At 21.0% G+C, this 15,775-nt stretch carries 18 protein-coding genes and 1 tRNA gene; 6 read left to right on the top strand and 13 right to left on the bottom strand.

Going from position 1 to position 15,775, the window contains the following annotated elements; translation table 11 throughout:
• Positions 1 to 2: 2 nt before the first annotated feature.
• A complete protein-coding gene (gene recU / locus Q2306_RS00200; RefSeq protein WP_323847755.1) occupies positions 3 to 548 on the bottom strand; it encodes a Holliday junction resolvase RecU in 546 nt (181 codons plus the stop codon).
• A gap of 156 nt (positions 549 to 704) precedes the next feature.
• On the opposite strand from recU, the gene Q2306_RS00195 reads away from it, so the two are divergent.
• The 6 genes from Q2306_RS00195 (at position 705) to Q2306_RS00170 (ending at position 7,626) form a co-directional block, all read left to right on the top strand.
• Positions 705 to 2,384, top strand: a complete 1,680-nt coding sequence (locus Q2306_RS00195) for a ribonuclease J (RefSeq protein WP_323847754.1) — start codon at positions 705 to 707, stop codon at positions 2,382 to 2,384.
• Between the two features lie 51 nt (positions 2,385 to 2,435).
• Positions 2,436 to 4,130 (top strand): ribonuclease J, encoded by a 1,695-nt coding sequence (locus tag Q2306_RS00190; protein ID WP_323847753.1) that lies wholly within the window; start codon positions 2,436 to 2,438, stop codon positions 4,128 to 4,130.
• Between the two features lie 124 nt (positions 4,131 to 4,254).
• Complete coding sequence (locus Q2306_RS00185) at positions 4,255 to 4,584, top strand: hypothetical protein (protein WP_323847752.1); 330 nt, start codon at positions 4,255 to 4,257, stop codon at positions 4,582 to 4,584.
• A 137-nt stretch (positions 4,585 to 4,721) separates the two neighbouring features.
• Positions 4,722 to 5,549, top strand: coding sequence for a DNA-formamidopyrimidine glycosylase (gene mutM, locus Q2306_RS00180; protein ID WP_323847751.1), 828 nt, complete (start codon positions 4,722 to 4,724; stop codon positions 5,547 to 5,549).
• 46 nt (positions 5,550 to 5,595) lie between these two features.
• Entirely contained in the window at positions 5,596 to 6,792 is a 1,197-nt protein-coding gene (locus Q2306_RS00175; RefSeq protein WP_323847750.1) for a DnaD domain protein, read from the top strand.
• A gap of 18 nt (positions 6,793 to 6,810) precedes the next feature.
• Positions 6,811 to 7,626, top strand: coding sequence for an ATP-binding protein (locus Q2306_RS00170; protein WP_323847749.1), 816 nt, complete (start codon positions 6,811 to 6,813; stop codon positions 7,624 to 7,626).
• A 582-nt stretch (positions 7,627 to 8,208) separates the two neighbouring features.
• On the opposite strand, the gene Q2306_RS00165 is transcribed toward Q2306_RS00170, so the two are convergent.
• From Q2306_RS00165 to Q2306_RS00110, 12 genes are all read right to left on the bottom strand, one after another.
• Positions 8,209 to 8,628 (bottom strand): OsmC family protein, encoded by a 420-nt coding sequence (locus Q2306_RS00165; RefSeq protein ID WP_323847748.1) that lies wholly within the window; start codon positions 8,626 to 8,628, stop codon positions 8,209 to 8,211.
• 42 nt (positions 8,629 to 8,670) lie between these two features.
• Positions 8,671 to 9,012: a hypothetical protein gene (locus Q2306_RS00160; protein WP_323847747.1), complete on the bottom strand. Its 342-nt coding sequence runs from the start codon at positions 9,010 to 9,012 to the stop codon at positions 8,671 to 8,673.
• 18 nt (positions 9,013 to 9,030) lie between these two features.
• Positions 9,031 to 9,237 (bottom strand): YneF family protein, encoded by a 207-nt coding sequence (locus Q2306_RS00155; RefSeq protein ID WP_323847746.1) that lies wholly within the window; start codon positions 9,235 to 9,237, stop codon positions 9,031 to 9,033.
• Positions 9,238 to 9,349: 112 nt separating this feature from the next.
• Entirely contained in the window at positions 9,350 to 9,910 is a 561-nt protein-coding gene (rsmD, locus tag Q2306_RS00150) for a 16S rRNA (guanine(966)-N(2))-methyltransferase RsmD (RefSeq protein ID WP_323847745.1), read from the bottom strand.
• A gap of 28 nt (positions 9,911 to 9,938) precedes the next feature.
• Positions 9,939 to 10,508, bottom strand: a complete 570-nt coding sequence (gene yqeK, locus Q2306_RS00145) for a bis(5'-nucleosyl)-tetraphosphatase (symmetrical) YqeK (protein WP_323847744.1) — start codon at positions 10,506 to 10,508, stop codon at positions 9,939 to 9,941.
• Positions 10,509 to 10,524: 16 nt separating this feature from the next.
• Positions 10,525 to 11,079, bottom strand: coding sequence for an HAD family hydrolase (locus tag Q2306_RS00140; RefSeq protein ID WP_323847743.1), 555 nt, complete (start codon positions 11,077 to 11,079; stop codon positions 10,525 to 10,527).
• Between the two features lie 4 nt (positions 11,080 to 11,083).
• On the bottom strand, positions 11,084 to 11,557 hold the full coding sequence (gene greA / locus Q2306_RS00135) for a transcription elongation factor GreA (protein WP_323847742.1): 474 nt from the start codon (positions 11,555 to 11,557) through the stop codon (positions 11,084 to 11,086).
• 68 nt (positions 11,558 to 11,625) lie between these two features.
• On the bottom strand, positions 11,626 to 12,210 hold the full coding sequence (locus tag Q2306_RS00130) for a hypothetical protein (RefSeq protein WP_323847741.1): 585 nt from the start codon (positions 12,208 to 12,210) through the stop codon (positions 11,626 to 11,628).
• Positions 12,211 to 12,233: 23 nt separating this feature from the next.
• A complete protein-coding gene (gene ruvX, locus Q2306_RS00125; protein WP_323847740.1) occupies positions 12,234 to 12,683 on the bottom strand; it encodes a Holliday junction resolvase RuvX in 450 nt (149 codons plus the stop codon).
• Entirely contained in the window at positions 12,680 to 15,316 is a 2,637-nt protein-coding gene (gene alaS / locus Q2306_RS00120; protein ID WP_323847739.1) for an alanine--tRNA ligase, read from the bottom strand. Before alaS ends, ruvX begins: the two co-directional genes overlap by 4 nt.
• Before the next feature lie 49 nt (positions 15,317 to 15,365).
• On the bottom strand, positions 15,366 to 15,560 hold the full coding sequence (gene rpmF / locus Q2306_RS00115; protein WP_323847738.1) for a 50S ribosomal protein L32: 195 nt from the start codon (positions 15,558 to 15,560) through the stop codon (positions 15,366 to 15,368).
• Between the two features lie 124 nt (positions 15,561 to 15,684).
• A tRNA-Arg gene (locus Q2306_RS00110) sits at positions 15,685 to 15,761 on the bottom strand.
• Positions 15,762 to 15,775: the final 14 nt, after the last annotated feature.

Below are 15,775 nucleotides of genomic sequence, written 5' to 3'. Positions count from 1 at the left end.
TATTATAAAAAGTTATCTACTATTTTCAAATAATTGAGCCTAGGATAAAAAGCTAAAGGAATTTGATATAATTTTTCTTCACAAATTTTATAATTTATACTTTGTTTTCTAGAATTATTGATATAATCAATTAAAAATTCTATCGGGAGATAAAAATATTTTTTTCGAACCTTAAAATTAATAATAAAAAAAGCAATTCCTTTTAATTCTTGTATAAGTTTTAAATTATTTAATTGATGTTTAGGTATATTAGAAAAAGGAAAACTATTTTTATTATTAGTTTCTTTAACCTCAAAACATAAATATCTTCCTTTATAAAGTCCTTGATAATCTGGCAAAGATGTTGAACAATAATAAGCTTCAATTATTTTAGTTCTTTGTCTAGAAGAATAATCAACTTTAACAACTTTAATAGGTATTTCATTTTTAAAAATTAAAGCAATTTTATTATTTTGATAAAATATATTAGTTAAATTAATATCTCGTTCTAAAGTGCTACCTAAATTACTTTTATGTGATTTGTTTTTTGTAAAAATATTTTTTAACATTTTTTTACATATCTTGCTTTCTTTATATTTTTATAACATATTAACTATTCTCTTTTAACATAAAAATTTCATAATTATTATACATTATAATTTTTTATGTTAAATATTTATAATTATTTTATTAGAAAAAAATTTAAATAGGAGTTTTTATTAAATATGCAAGACATTGGATTTGCTGTATTAGGAGGAATAGGAGAAAATGGGAAAAATTTATATTTATTAAAAATAAAATCTTCTTATTTTATTCTAGATACAGGTTTAAAATATCCTAATATGACTATGCGTGGAATAGATGCGATCATTCCTGAATATACCTCTTTAGAAAATATAAAACAAAAAATTAAAGGTATTTTTATAACTTCTGCTTTTGAAACTCATTCTGGTTCTATTCCTTATTTGATTCAATACTTTAAGGTACCTATTTATGCTTCTGATTTTGTTATAGATATTTTAAAAGCAAATTTAGAAAATCATATTAATAATGTAGATGTTGCACAAATCAATTTCAAAAAAATCAATGAAAATGATGAAATTAATTTAGAAGATATAAAAATTAATGTTTTTAGAATAGCTCATTTTTTACCAGAAACCTTAGGTTTAGCTTTTGAAACATCTCAAGGTTATATAGTTTATATTAGTGAAATGCATTTCTTGCAATCTAAAAATACAAATTTTCAAACTAATTTTTTAGCTTTATCTAAATTAAATTCTAAAAAAGTTTTAGCTCTAATGATTGCATCTCAAGGAACATTCAACATTGAACAACAAAAAAAAGAAGAAACTTTAGAATATTCTCTAAGTAGTTATTTTGGAAATATACAAAATAATATTCTTATTTCTTTTTTGATTCCTGATTTACTAAAAATTCAATTAGTTATCGATATCGCAGTTACTTTTAATTTAAAAATAGTTTTATTAGGTAGAAAAAACGAAAAAATTGTAGATATTGCTATTCAAAAAGGTTATTTAAAAATTCCTAGTGGTTTTTTAGTAAATTTAAAAGGAATGAAAGATTATTTAAAATATAAAAATTTAGTAGTAATAATAATAGGAAAACGTTTTGAACCTTTGTATCGTTTACAAAGAATGTGCAAACAAACAGATCGTTTAATGATATTGCATCCTCAAGATAAAATTTTATTATTTTCAATAGAAGTAACAGGAATTGATAAAATTCAAAGCAAAACAATAGATGCTTTAGCACGTAATGGTTTTGTTATAGACTTATTAGTTAAAGATTTATTGACGGCCTCTTATAATTATGAAGAAAATTTTAAATTAATTCTTCATTTATTACAACCCGAATATTTGTTACCAATAATAGGTGAATATCGCCATCAATATCAAATGAAAAAAATTGCTATAAACTTTAATTTTCCTGAAAATAAAATTTTTATGCTTGAAAATGGAGATAATTGGATTTACGATTTTAAAAATAATCCTCATATCCATAAAAATTTTTTCAAAAACTTAGGAGAATTTTTAATTGATGGTACGCTAGTTTTAGAAGGTAACGGTTATATTATCAAAGATCGCGAATTATTAGCTAATGATGGAGTTATTATAATAGCTTGTAATTTAAATTTAAGATTAAAAAAAATTATAGGAAATATAGAATTAATTAGCAAAGGTTTTTTAGATAAATCCAAAATCATTTCATTCATATCAGAATTAAAAAATATTTTCGCTCAATTAATTGAAGAATTTTTGCTAAATAATAAACAAACTAAATGGAGTGATTTTAAAAATTATTTAAGAGAAGAATTATCAAAATTTATTTTTAAACAAACACAAAAAAGACCAATTATAATACCTGCTTTGATAACTATTGATTAAACAAAATTTTAAAATTTCAATAAATAAAATAAAAAAAGGAAATAAAAATTAATGGATTTGTTAAATAAAAATCCTGAATTAAACAATTTTGATATATTCTTTTATGCTTTAGGTGGTTTAGGTGAAATCGGCAAAAATATGTATATTTTCGAAATTGAACAAAAAATATTTATCGTGGATTCAGGCATTTCTTTTTTTGGAGATTCTTTTTTAGGAATTAATTACGTTATTCCTAGTTATGAATATTTATTGCAAAACGAACATAGAATTGAAGCTCTTTTTATTACACACGGTCATGAAGATCATATCGGGGGCATTCCTTTTTTATTAAAAAAAATTAAAATTCATAAAATGTTCGTTTCTGGTATAGCATTTAATTTAATAGAATCTAAATTAATCGAACATAAATTACATCAACATATAAAAAATATACAAATTTATAATAATGATTCAAAATTCCAATTTAGCAATACTACAGTTTCTTTTATAAGAATGAATCATTCTATTCCTGATACATTTGGTATAGTATTTAATAACAAAAATAGAATATTGTTTTATACAGGAGATTTCAAAATTGATAATACACCTGTTGGACCACTAGCAGAATATAATAAACTAGCAGAATTAAATAAACAAAATATTTTATGTCTATTTTCGGATTCCACAAATTCGCAAAATAAAGAATTCATTCAATCAGAAAATGAAATTAGCAAAACCATTAACCAATTATTTTACAAAATAAAAGGACGAATTATAATTGTCACTTTTGCTTCAAATTTTTACCGTATTAAACAAATAGTAGAAGCTAGTTTGTTAACAGGAAGAAAAATCGCTATTTTTGGACGTAGTATGGAAAAAGCTATTGAAACAGGAATAAAAAACGGTTATTTACAAATTCCTAAAGATGGAATAGTAAATGGTCATAATTTAGATAAGTATCATAATATCACTTTAATTTGTACTGGTTCACAAGGAGAACCTTTAGCAGCTCTAAGTAGAATGGCTAACGGAATTCATAGACAAATTAAATTGTTAAAAAAAGACACTATTATTTTTTCTTCTTCTCCTATACCTGGTAATCAAGATAGTATAAATAAAGTTTTAGATTTGCTGTTCAAAATGGGTATCGAAGTTATTACGCACGGTGATGTTGTTAATACTCATGTATCAGGACATGCTAATCAAAATGATTTAAAATTTTTATTAAATTTAGTTAAACCAAAATTTTTTATCCCTGTTCACGGAACACATATCATGTTAATAACTCATAAAAAATTAGCTTTAGAGTGTGGAGTTCGTCCTAACAATATTTCTATTTTAGATAATGGAGATGTGGCAGCAATAAGCGATACATGTATCAAAAAAATAACTAATAAAATACCATCAAATAATATTTATATAGATGATTCAGGTACAGAAGATCTTGGAAATTGTATTTTAAAAGAAAGAAAGATGTTAAGTGAAGAAGGTTTGTTTTCTATTATTGTAAGTATTAATTTAAAACATAAAAGAATTTTGAATATGCCTATAATCTTTTCGCGAGGTTTTATTTATATGAAAAGTAACAAAGAATTAATGAAAAAAACTTCTTTAGAAATTAAAAAAATAATTGAAAATCACTTATATAAATGCGACAAAGTTAATAAAAATAATTTAAAAAAAACTATTATAGATTTTATAACTCCTAAAATTTATGATTTAGTTTTAAGAAAACCAATTATTATTCCTATTATTTTAACAACATAAAACAAAATTTAAAATAAAAAATAATTTTTTATTTTAAATTTTAAATCAAATACATATTTTTATATAATATTAATGTATTGAATTATTTTCAAAAAATATAATAGAAAGAGTTTATAATTTTATAATGAATTCTCCTGAAATAAATAATATAATAAAAGAACCTATTATATTGGAAAAGTTAAGTATTGAAATCCAAAATAGATATATAAAAACAAAAAACAAAAACAAAAGAGAATGGTTTACTCCAAATTTAAAATTTATTGACAAAAATAAAAATTATAAATTCACAAACTTAATAATTAAATTTGATCATATTGACGAAGATAATCCAGAATTTTTTTTGCAACCAGGACAATTTGTTAAAATCATTAAAGGGAAAATAGAAAAAGACAAATTTTCAACAGATAAATATATTTTAACAATTTATAAATTTCAACAAGAAACGGAAAAATAAAAAACATTATAATTTTTTTATTTTTATAATACAAACTATCTCATTATAGATGGTTTTTATTTTTTATCACAAATGTTTTTAATTAAAATTAAAAAAAACATCAATATTATTAAAAATTAAAATAAAATGTAAGGTTAATGATTAAAAAAATGCCTGAATTACCAGAAGTTGAAGTTACAATTCGTAATTTAAAACAAAAAATAACTAACGTTAGAATACAAAAAATAAAAATTTTTCATCCGCCTTCGTTTCAAAGTTCGCATAATTTAGACAACATACAACAAAAAACTTTTTTAGATATTCAAAGAAAAGGTAAATTTTTATTATTTTTTTTAGAATATGATTGGGTTATAATAGGACATTTAAGAATGGAAGGCAAAATATATATTCACTCACCACAAGAATGCAATACAATTCATAAATATGAAAATTTTAGAATATTTTTAAATAACAATAAAATTTTAAGATATTATGATTTCAGAAAATTTGGTCGTTTTTCTTTACATAAAAAAGACAAATATTTAGAAGAAAGTGGTTTAAACAAATTAGCTTTAGATCCTTTTTCTATAATAAATGAAAATTTTTTTCAACAAATTAAAAAAAAGAAAATAGCTATTAAAAAAATCCTATTAGATCAAAAAATAATTTCAGGAATCGGCAATATTTATGCTAGTGAAATTTTATTTTTATCTAAAATTCATCCAGAAAAACTAGCTAATTCTTTAATTTTAAAACAAACAAAAATTATTATCTCAAAAGCTAAAGAAGTATTGCAAAAAGCAATTGATTACGGCGGAACATCCATTAGTAGTTTTGAAGCTTTAGGAATTAAAGGTTTATTTCAAAAAAAACTTTTAGTATACAAAAGAGATAAATTAAATTGTTTTATTTGTCAAAATAAAATTGAAAACAAGAAAATAGGTGGAAGAAGTTCTTATTTTTGTTCTCAATGCCAAAAATTATAATTAAAAATTAAAATTTTTCAAATTATCAAAAATAGAGGTGATTTTTTTGTGTTCATTGCAAAAATTTAATATTAAAAATAATCATATTTTAACAAATGAAGAACAAAAAATTTTATATTTACTTTATCAACCTTTATTAGGTATAGAAGTTTTAAGTCTTTATAATACTTTTTATTTTTTAAATCAAATTGATAATCTAAACTGCATTTATAATCATCAATTTTTATTTGATTTATTAAACATTAATGAAATAAATTTCATAAAATATAAAGAAAAACTAGAAGCAATGAATTTATTACAAACTTTCCAAAATAAAACAAAAGAAAAACTTTATTTATTACAACCTCCATTAAATTACAATAATTTTTTTCAAGATCCTATTTTAAATCAATGTTTATTAAGCGAAATAGGAGAAAACCTTTATCTGCAATTAATAAATTTATTTTCTGAAGATAAAAATAAAATAATATTAAAAAATTATGAAAACATAAGTAAAAATTTCACAGATATTTATAGTTTTAAACAAATAAATTTGCCTTCAACAATCAGTAATTTTAAAAAAATTCAAAACGATAAACCTTCTAATTATTTGATGAAATATTTTAATTATGAATCTTTTATTGAAAAATTACCACAACGTTTCAAAAAACCTTTTTTATTAGAATGGAAAAACATTGAATATATTTCCAAATTAAGTTTTGTTTATAACATAAATACTGAAAAAATGGCATCTTTATATCAAGATATTTTTCGTAATAATTATGATGAAAACATAGATTTGAACAATTTACAAATTATGTTGAAAAGAAAATATTTCAAAAAAAATATAACATTAACAAACGCTTCAAATATTAATGATGAAGAAAATGAAATGATTATTTACTTAAAGAATACTAACCCAATTAGAATAATACAAAATTTTAGTAAAAATGCTAATTTTTGTTCTGATTTATGCGATATCACTTTTAAACTAATAGGCCAAACAAACGCTGATGTCGGTGTTATTAACGCTTTATTAATGTATGTTTTGAAATTAAAACAAAATACAAACGAAAACTTTAATCTGCGTTTTAATTATTTCAAAACTATTTTAGATTCATGGACTCAAAAAGGAATTATTTCGGTAGAAACAGCATATGATTTTTTAATAGAAGATAAAAATTTTAAAAATATTAAAACTAATAACAAAAAGCGTCCTAAATGGTTAGATGAAATAAAAAAAGAATTAGGATTTAATAATTAAAAAGGTATTAAAAAAATAATGTGTCTTATAAAAGAATTAGATTTTGAACAAATAAGAGAATATATTAGAAAACACGAAGAAACCAAAAATTTAAAAATCAAAGATGAAGATGTTATCACAGTTTATAATTATTTAACAAATAAAGATAAAGACAATTCTTTTGGATATCAAATGGTTTTGAAAACAAAACCTTATATTTCTGTTGTTTATAAAGAAACATCTAAATCTAAACAAGTTCATTTAGAAAATAATTTATACAAAAAAAATATTTTATTTAATCAAAATGTCAATTTTGATGATATTGAATTACAAAATTTCCAAACACAAAATTCTATAGTTAAACAAAAAGTTTTAATTAAAACTCAAAATATAATTAAAAATTTTCCTAAAATCAACAAAAGTTTTTATTTATACGGTAAATTCGGCACAGGAAAAACTTTTCTACTTAAAAGTTTAGCTAAAAAATTAATTAAAAAAAATATTTCTGTACTATTCATTTTTATGCCTGAATTAACAAGACAATTTAAAAATATTTGGAGTAATAATGATATTACAGAAAGTAAATTAAATTATTTAAAAAAAGTACCTTGTTTAATCTTAGACGACTTAGGTTCAGAAAATATGAATATTTTTTTTCGCGATGATATCTTTTTGCCTCTTATATATTATCGTTATGAAAATAAATTACCTATTTTTTTTAGTAGTAACTTAGATGAAGAACAATTACTAGAAAATTTTAATTCTCATAAAGATTTAAACCATGATATAAAAGCTTTTAAAATAATTAGAATTATTAAAATACTAGCAGATTTTTATAATTTTGATTCTAAATAAAAACAATAATATATAAAATAAAAAAATTTATTCGAAATTATTTTGAAATTCATGACGTTATAATTTCGAATAAATTTTTTTATTTTATATATTGTGTTAACAATTTATATTACTTTAAAACCCTTAACGTTTAATAAACGATAGAAATAAAAAATGTAGGGTTTTAAAGGGTGTTTAATCTTTGATAATAAATTATATTTATTATCAAAGAGAAAAAGAAAAAATAAGTTTCTTTTCTTCTTTCATAATAATTAAATATTTTATCTTTCTAATAATTTTTTAAATAAAAAATAAAAATATAATAAATAAAAAATTCTTAAATTGACAAAAATTGAAACTTATTTAAAAAAATATTAATAAAAATAAACTTGAAAAATATATAAATAACATTTTAAAATGATACTGATTACATAAAAAACTAAAAATAAATATTATATCTTTTATTTCAACAAACCATCCTATATTTATAACATATATTTTTATCTCTCTTTCGATTATAAAAGAACTTTCTTATATTATAAAGTAAATTTTCGATTTTTTTGACAACAAATCCAAATTTTTTTAACAATTTAAATTAATTAATTATAATTCCTCAAATAAAACAGGTATAAAATTAATATGAGGATAACCATTAAATATTCTTGAAACAGGACATTTATTATGAGTTAAATCCATAATTTCTTTAATTTCAACAATAGATAAAGTTTTAATACCGCAAAAAAGATCAATTTGAAAATAAAAACCCTGTTGGTCTTTTAAAGTATTACATGAAATTTTAATTTTAACATCTGCTAATTTATTATTTTTTTTAATAGATAAAATATTCTTAGCTGTATTATAAAAACAATAAACAAGAGATAAACACAAAAGTTCGTTAGGTTTGCTATAATCTTCATCACTGTTCAATAAAGCAGAAATTAACTTAGTTTTTAAACCATTTTTTATAATACCTAAACCTTTAAATTTTTCTTCATAATAACCAATAATTGTAATTTCATTCATACCTATTTATTAAAGTTCCTTATCTTATTTTGTATTGTTTTTTTATTCCAAATACATTTGTTTTAAATCTAAATCATTCTTGATTAAATCTAATATTTCTAAATTTAGAATACAACTAAATTGTGTATTATTAGAATTTTCTTTCACTTCAATTGCTATATTCAAATTCATAATATTATCAGTAATCGGGTTATGTTTTGTTAAAAGAAATTCTTTATTACTATTATCAGTGAAAATAGATTTTAAAACTTGTTTTTCTAATTCTTCACAATTTAATAAATAAATCTTTATTTTACTCTTTGCACATATATCAGAAAATTTATTCATAAGAAAAAAAATCAATAAAACCATAAAAATAAAAAATAACCAAATCAAAATATCCATAATTTTAAATATATAACCCTATTTATTATTTTTCATATTAAGCATAATTTGTTTAATTTGTTTTTGACTTGGTTTTCTACCCATTTGTTTAAACATTTCTTTAATTTGTCTTTCTGTAATGGGAGGGTTTTTTTCTAAATATCTTTTAAACCAAAAAAACATTAATATAGCTCCTATAACAAGACCTGCAATCAAACCTAATATTCCGCTCCAAAATGCATCCATAATAATAAATTGTTAACCCTTCTTTTAAATTATTTATTATAATTCTATAATAATAAATAAACATCGTCTATCTATTATTATAGATAAATGTAAAAAATAAATAATAATAAAATTACAAAAATATTTTTTTATGATAATAATTTATTTTTTTATTACCATATTTTTTTTCTTTAAATAAAATAAAATTATCTACACTCAATTTTAAAACAGTTTTGTGATGAGTCTCTAAAACAATTATACTTTTATCATGAGTAATTTTATCTAAACTTTGAAATAAAAATAAATAAAAATCATAAAAATAAGGCGGATCTAAAATAATTAGATCAAAAATTAATTCTTTTTGAATAAATTTTTTTAACATTTTAAAAGCGTCATTAAAAAAAAATTGAACTTGTTCTTTATTTAAATGTATTTTTTGAATATTTTTTTCAATAGTTTTAAAAGCTAGAAAAAAATTATCAACTAAATAAACTTTTTTAGCATTTCTACTCAAAGCTTCAAAACCATAAGCTCCTGAACCAGAAAATAAATCTAAAACAACGCTTCCATCAACAAAATCTCTAATTGTATCAAACAAAGCTTTTCTTAATAAATGAGATGTACTTCTTGTTTTCATAGAAGGAACTTCATAAAATTTAAATCCTTTATATTTTCCTGCAATAATATATAACATATTTTAATTCATTCAATTATATAAAAAATTATTCTATTTTGTTCTTAAAAAATTTGAAAATTTCTAACTGTTCAGGAAAAATACGAAATTTTTTTTCTTTATAATATAAAAAAGTAAATTTTAAAAAAAAATAAATAGTTTTATCTAAATTTTCTAGAGATAATTTACGTAAATAATTAACATTTTCATAAGTTCTATTATGTTCTATTTTATCACTAATAAAAATTATTTTATCTAATTTATTCATTTTTATACTACCCCAAACATGTTTTTTTATAGCACTTAAAATCTGTCTATTTTTTATATCAAATTCTTTTTGAATAACAACAGCCGTACTTAAAGCATGATAAAAAAAAGGAGCTAGTTTATATTTATCAATATTTTTTTTATCCAAGACAGATAAATGAAAATCTAATGATTCATTTTTAGTATAATCATGTAATAATGAAGCAATTTGTGTTTTCTCAATATCAACTTTATATAAACGAGATAATTCTATTGCTTTTCTATGAACACCTAAAATATGATTTAATCTCTTATTATCATTATCAAATTTTTCTTTTATTTTTGTTAAAATGATTTCTATTAAAATATTCATAATCATTCATCTTTTTTTATTTTATAAAACTTTCAAATTTGGCTTTATATTCTAATAAATCAACTTTTTTAATTTTATTAATAAAACGTTTTTCTACTACATAACGAATTAATTTAGTATTCAAAGATTCAAATTTTCTATCTAAAGGTTTGACTAAAACAGATATTATATTCATTTTATTAGCGCTAGCAATATCAGTTCTTAATTGATCCCCTATCATCATAACTTTATCATAAGAAAATTGAAATAATTTTAAAGTTTGTTTCAAACCCCATAAAGAAGGTTTTTTATGAAAAATATTTAAATATATATAACTTAAATTATGAGGTTCTAAAATTTTTCGAATTTTAGAGAAATAAGCATTAGAAATTATCACTATTTTAAAATTTTGTTTTAAATCATTTAATTTTGTTATAATATTGTTATTTAACTCTTGCTCTATAGGGCTTAACAAAGTATTGTCTAAATCAAAACATAAGACTTTAATATTTTTTTTAAAAAAATCATCATAAGGAATATCCAAAATAGAATCATAATAAAAACAAGGCAAGTATTTATGTTTATTCAACATATTTTCATTCTACCTTCAAAATATTAACTTTAAAACTTTTACTTGTTTCAGTTTTAACTAAAACTTGATCTCCCTCTTTATGGCCCTTCAGACTTTGACCTATTGGTGATTCAATAGAAATCTTATGATTAAAAGGGTTAACTTCTAAAAAACCTACTAAATGTAAAGTTTGTTTACTCATATCATGTAAAAATTGAATTGTAACTGTTTTACCAATATTAATGTCTTTGTTCTGATTTGAAGTATCAATAATTTTAACATTTTTTAAAATATTTTGAATTTCTAAAATACGAGTTTCTATGAAAGCTTGTTCATCACGAGCTGCACTATAATCAGCATTTTCGCTCAAATCACCTTGCTCTCGAGCTTCTTTAAGAGCTTCTAAATTTTCATTTCTTTTAACATTTTTAAGATATTCTAATTCTTCTTTTAATTTATCCACACCTAATTTGGTTAATTCATAATTTTTTTTATTCATTTTATTTAATCTACCTTATTTCATTTTTTATTTTATTGAGAAAAAATAATTATTTGAAATAATCCAATTTATTTAAGTTTTTTTTGAGAAACACTCAAACCATCACCGATATTCAAAAAAAACGTTTTTAAAAAATAATTATTTTTTAAAAAAACTTTAAATTCGTTTATTTTTTTAATTAATCGTCTAGTACTCCGAGAAATATCAAGATTATCAATATATAAATCACGAAAATTTAAATTATCAAATATAATAAATTTATTTTCGTTCACAAAAAGATTATATTTTTGAAATAATTTTTTATATTGGGCCTTAGCAGCATCAATAAAAATTAAATCATATTTTTTAATAGGTTGATAAAAAAAAGCTTCTGACCAAATAAAATCAATATTAAATTTTTTATTATCTAAGAAATGTAAAGCTAATTTATATTTATTATAATCTCTTTCTATAGTTTGAATATTGTTTTTTTCATTGCTCATAGCAAGAGCGCTATAACCAATAGCTGAACCTATTTCTAAAATATTAATTAAATTATATTTTTGAATTATTTTCTGTAAAAAAATCAAGGTCTCATCATGAATAATAGGTATATTATTTTCCAGAGCATATTTTTTAATTTTTTGTAAATACTTTATTTTTTCAATGTTCATAATGTTTAAAATTTTCTAATTATTTATTTTATTAATTGATTATTAAAATAATTTAAAAAATTCTGCAAAATAATAGATGCTGCTATTTCATCTTTTAATTTTTTAATTTTGTCTTTTTTATATTTTTTAATATAACATAATTGATATGTTTGTTTAGTAGATAAACGTTCATCCCATAAAATAACTTCTATAGAAGGTAAATTTTTTTTAATTCTCTTACTAAAATCAATACTAATTTGTGCTTTAATACCTATATCATTATTCATATGTTTCGGATAACCTAATACTATGGTTGTAACTTTAAATTGTTCAATAACCATCTTTAAAGGTGGTATTAATTCTTGATATTGATTAAGATTAAAAAAAATAGTTTTCAAATTATTAGCAAAAAAACCAGATTCAGAAATAGCAATACCTAATGTTTTTTCTCCTAAATCTAAACCTAAAAAACATTTCTTTTGTTCATTTTTCATAAAAAATCTGTCCAAATGTTTTTAAATTCATTAAATTTATCAATATTATTAATATTTAATTGCCCGAATTTTTTATTACCGCCGCCTTTAAACTTCATTTTTTGATTAATTTTATGGATAAAATCACCAACATGAATTAATATACTTTTGCATAAAACAACAATTTGTTCTTGATTTTTGCAACATAAACATAAAATATCTACTTGTAATTTATTAAATAAATGTTCTAATAAATGTTTTAACATAACATTGTTATATTCAGGTTCATCAATAAAAATCAATAAATTTTTTTCAATTTTTTCAGGAATAAATTTTTGAGATTCTTTAATAATTTGTTCTTTTCTTTTTTGTAAAATTTGTTGCTTAAGTTCACTTAATTGTTGTTTTAAAGATTGTAAATAATTTTTATAATTTCGGATATATAAATAACTATCTTTATATTTTTTGGGAGAAGAAATTATATTGAAAGAAATTGGAACATCTTTTGAGACAGCATATTGTTTTATCTGATATATTTGGGTTAAAATTTGTTTTTCTTCTAACAAATAAGGTTCTAATTTTTTTAACAAAACATCAGAAATGTTTGTTCCGGAAGCTGCTTCTATTCTATGAATACCTGAACCAATTATTTTGTAATCTAAAATAGCAAAATTTCTCAAATCTATTGTATTAAGAACGTGTGTTCCACCACATAATTGAGAAGAGATATCACCAATCTGAACTATTCTAACTTTATCTTGATAAATTTGATTATCTAAAAAATGAACTTTACTTTTTTTAGCTTCTGAAAAAGATATTTCATTAATATTAACAGGATATTTTTTCTCAATCCATTCTTTAACTTTGTTTTCTATTTGAATTAAATATTCAAAAGATAAATGTTGAAAATGATTGAAATCTAATCTTAATGAATGAGGGCCTAAAGAAGAACCTCTTTGCTTGACATGATCGCCTAAAATTAATTGTAACGAATCATATAATAAATGAGTAGCTGTATGATTTTTAGAAATTTTTTGTCTATTCAAAAAATCAATAGAAGCTATAACTTTTTTTCCTTCATAAAAAAAATCATTAAATAGAGTATTTAAATTATGAAATTGATGAAGAATTTGATTATTGGGTAATTTGATAACTTTGGTTACTTCTAAATCATCAATTGTTCCTGAATCAAAAATTTGACCACCCATTTCAGGATAAAAAGGAGTTTGTTCTAAAACAATTCCTTCAGAAAAAATTTTTAGAACTCTAGTTTTAACTCTATATTTTGTATAACCCACAAAATTACTTTTTTCTACAAAATTTAAAAAAAGTTCATTTTGTTTCTTCATATTATGTTGAATATTTTTTTTTCCACGTGATAATGTCTTTTGTTGTTCTAAAAAAAATTGAAATTCTTGTTCATTTATATAAATACTATTTTCTCTTGCGTATTCTAAAATCATATCTTTGGGTAAACCATAAGTATCATAAAGTTTAAAAAAGTTTGATCCTGAAAGAATTTTATTATGAACTAACTTAAAAAATAATTTTTTACTTTTTTTTAAATTAAATACAAATTTTTCTTCTTCTGATAAAATAATATTTTGAATAATATCTTTTTTTTGAACTAAATAAGGATATAATTCTTTCATTGTGTCCACAACAGTTGAAACTAATTTAAATAAAAAAGGCTTTCGAAAACCTAATATTTTACCTTTTAAAAATGATCTTCTTAAAAGTTTCTTTAAAATATATCCTCTGCCTTCGTTGGTTAATACAACACCGTCGCCAATTCCAAAAACTAAAGTTCTAATATGATCAGTTATAATTCTAAAATTTTCTGGACTTTGAGCATATTCTATTTGACTTAAAATAATAATTTGTTTAATAATAGGTAAAAAAAGATCAGTTTCAAAATTAGTTTCTGTCTCTTGCAAAACACAAGCTAATCTTTCTAATCCTGCTCCTGTATCAATATTTTTGCTTGGTAATTCGAGATAATCTTTTCTATTTTTTCCTGATTCGCTATTATATTGAGAAAACACCAAATTCCAAATTTCTATAAAACGATCATTTTGAATATCTTCTAAAATTAATTCTAAACCTCTTTTATCATATTTAATTCCGCGATCGAAAAAAATTTCTGTACAAGGTCCGCAAGGTCCTTCACCGATTTCCCAAAAATTAGTTTTTAAAGGAATCAAATGATTAGAATCAATCCCTTTTTTTAACCATAATTCATATGTCATCGAATCTGTGTCAAAATAAGTAATATATAACTTATCTTGTGACAAAGCAAACCATTCTTCAGATATTAATAATTCATAAGCTAAATCTATAGCTTCTTTTTTAAAATAATCGCCTATAGAAAAATTGCCTAACATTTCAAAAAAAGTATGATGAATACAAGTTTTACCGACACTTTCAATATCATTAGTTCTTAAACATTTTTGAATGCTTACTATTTTTGAAGAAAAACTTTTTTCAGAACCTTCAAAATACTTTTTAAAAGGAACTACTCCGGCATTAACCCATAATAAACTAGTATCAGAAGAATCAGGAATTAAAGAAGCTGACTCTTCTAAATGATGACCTTTAGTGATAAAAAAATTTAACCACATTTTTCGAATTTCACTAGAAGTCATTTTTTTCATTTAAATATTTCCTTTGTGTATTTTTTTAATAAAAAATAAAACAAAACTTTTAATCTTGTTTCAGTTTTGTTTTATTTTTTAAAATCAATTGTCCTTTATAATAAGGACTATTTAAAGTCACACGATGTGATAAAGTAAAATTATTATTTTCTGGACAAATCACTAAATTAGGTTTATTTAATTTGTAATGTGTACGTCTTTTTCTTTTTGCAGTTTTACTGGTTCGTCTAAAAGGAACAGCCATTTTTGATATTCTCCTCTTTATTTTATTATCAAATAAAAATTTTACAAACAAATTATTTATTTGATAATAAAAATTTGTTATGTTCAAATATTAATAATAATTTTTTATATCCAAAATTAAAATATGGCGTTTGAGAAGGGATTCGAACCCCTGACCGACGGCTTAGAAGGCCGTTGCTCTATCCTGCTGAGCTACTCAAACTTTTTTGAAATCAA

The organism is Phytoplasma sp. (genome assembly GCF_035187685.1).
Classification (GTDB): domain Bacteria; phylum Bacillota_I; class Bacilli_A; order Acholeplasmatales; family Acholeplasmataceae; genus Phytoplasma.
This window is presented reverse-complemented; position numbering and strand designations above follow the sequence as displayed.

Excerpts from the sequence above, each read along its gene's own strand:
- greA (WP_323847742.1), bottom strand. The coding sequence starts at position 11,557 with ATGAATAAAAAAAATTATGAATTAACCAAATTAGGTGTGGATAAATTA.
- recU (WP_323847755.1), bottom strand. The coding sequence starts at position 548 with ATGTTAAAAAATATTTTTACAAAAAACAAATCACATAAAAGTAATTTA.
- Q2306_RS00185 (WP_323847752.1), top strand. The coding sequence starts at position 4,255 with ATGAATTCTCCTGAAATAAATAATATAATAAAAGAACCTATTATATTG.
- Q2306_RS00130 (WP_323847741.1), bottom strand. The coding sequence starts at position 12,210 with ATGAACATTGAAAAAATAAAGTATTTACAAAAAATTAAAAAATATGCT.
- mutM (WP_323847751.1), top strand. The coding sequence starts at position 4,722 with ATGATTAAAAAAATGCCTGAATTACCAGAAGTTGAAGTTACAATTCGT.
- Q2306_RS00140 (WP_323847743.1), bottom strand. The coding sequence starts at position 11,079 with ATGTTGAATAAACATAAATACTTGCCTTGTTTTTATTATGATTCTATT.
- alaS (WP_323847739.1), bottom strand. The coding sequence starts at position 15,316 with ATGAAAAAAATGACTTCTAGTGAAATTCGAAAAATGTGGTTAAATTTT.
- rpmF (WP_323847738.1), bottom strand. The coding sequence starts at position 15,560 with ATGGCTGTTCCTTTTAGACGAACCAGTAAAACTGCAAAAAGAAAAAGA.
- rsmD (WP_323847745.1), bottom strand. The coding sequence starts at position 9,910 with ATGTTATATATTATTGCAGGAAAATATAAAGGATTTAAATTTTATGAA.
- Q2306_RS00155 (WP_323847746.1), bottom strand. The coding sequence starts at position 9,237 with ATGGATGCATTTTGGAGCGGAATATTAGGTTTGATTGCAGGTCTTGTT.
- ruvX (WP_323847740.1), bottom strand. The coding sequence starts at position 12,683 with ATGAAAAATGAACAAAAGAAATGTTTTTTAGGTTTAGATTTAGGAGAA.
- Q2306_RS00165 (WP_323847748.1), bottom strand. The coding sequence starts at position 8,628 with ATGAATGAAATTACAATTATTGGTTATTATGAAGAAAAATTTAAAGGT.
- Q2306_RS00190 (WP_323847753.1), top strand. The coding sequence starts at position 2,436 with ATGGATTTGTTAAATAAAAATCCTGAATTAAACAATTTTGATATATTC.
- Q2306_RS00170 (WP_323847749.1), top strand. The coding sequence starts at position 6,811 with ATGTGTCTTATAAAAGAATTAGATTTTGAACAAATAAGAGAATATATT.
- Q2306_RS00195 (WP_323847754.1), top strand. The coding sequence starts at position 705 with ATGCAAGACATTGGATTTGCTGTATTAGGAGGAATAGGAGAAAATGGG.
- Q2306_RS00160 (WP_323847747.1), bottom strand. The coding sequence starts at position 9,012 with ATGGATATTTTGATTTGGTTATTTTTTATTTTTATGGTTTTATTGATT.
- yqeK (WP_323847744.1), bottom strand. The coding sequence starts at position 10,508 with ATGAATATTTTAATAGAAATCATTTTAACAAAAATAAAAGAAAAATTT.